An 890-nucleotide genomic window follows, 5' to 3' on the forward strand; every position below is an offset into this window, starting at 1 on the left:
CGAGCGACGGCGGCTCCGAGGGGATGGCTTGGCCGGACCCCATGATCAATTTTGCTGAACTTGACGCACAGAACTCGCTTTTACGCCATGCCTTCCTAGAGGGGGCATTCTCGCCAGTGTTTTCCGACTGGAGTGTTAGCTACAGAGACGGGATATAGTTGGTGATTGAATGAAGCGATCCTAATGGAACCTTTGGACCGGGTCGCGATCCGCAACTGCATCTATCGGTACTGCCGCTGCATGGCCCGGGCCAGCAAGGCCATGCTGCGCCGCTCCTATTGACCCCACCCAATAGATCGGCATGGCATCTATTCCGGGCCTGCGGAGGGCTCCCGCCTCCCGGCGCGAGAAGTGCTCAAAAGCCGCGCCCGCAATATCCACCAGTTCGGCCAATTATTGATAGAACTCGTCGGCCCGACGCGGAGCGCTGTGCGACGTGCTTCCTTGTCATGCAGCGCGGCGGCAAGGATGGGCGCGTGCGGCAGTTCCGATCGGTCGACGCTGTTGCGGCCTGTTCGACAAGCGCGGCGGGGAGTGGCGCATTGAGCATTGTGGTGTTCGACTGGGCCGAGGAGCAGTCGTTGCAGCCTCAAACCGAGGCCGCGCGCTGTGGCCGGCGCCTGCTGACTGGAGCGCAGCCGTCCGACGATCCGATTTGCGAAACTCCGGCCGCCGCCCTCGATCGCCGTATGTAGGATCCGCGTGCTCGCTCGTGTCAGGTCCGCGCACATCATCGCGCAAAGTTGAGTCTGACGTCCTTGAAATCGGGGATTGGTTCTTCAATTGCTCAATCGACATGATGCCTCCAGCAACATGCCTCAAGCAACCTTCAGCGTTTCGCCGCCGATCTCGCGGTTGCAGGGGCAGAGCTCGTCGGTCTGCAGAGCATC

At 61.2% G+C, this 890-nt stretch carries 1 protein-coding gene and 1 pseudogene; one reads left to right on the forward strand and one right to left on the reverse strand.

Annotation, left to right across the window (positions count from 1 at the left end; translation table 11 throughout):
* Positions 1–542: 542 nt before the first annotated feature.
* On the forward strand, positions 543–695 hold the full coding sequence (locus tag ACZXDY_RS46105) for a hypothetical protein (RefSeq protein ID WP_165421597.1): 153 nt from the start codon (positions 543–545) through the stop codon (positions 693–695).
* A gap of 123 nt (positions 696–818) precedes the next feature.
* On the opposite strand, the pseudogene ACZXDY_RS46110 reads toward ACZXDY_RS46105, so the two are convergent.
* Positions 819–890: pseudogene (locus ACZXDY_RS46110) on the reverse strand (peroxiredoxin); the annotation flags it as partial.

This window comes from Bradyrhizobium sp. LeoB3 (assembly GCF_055456055.1).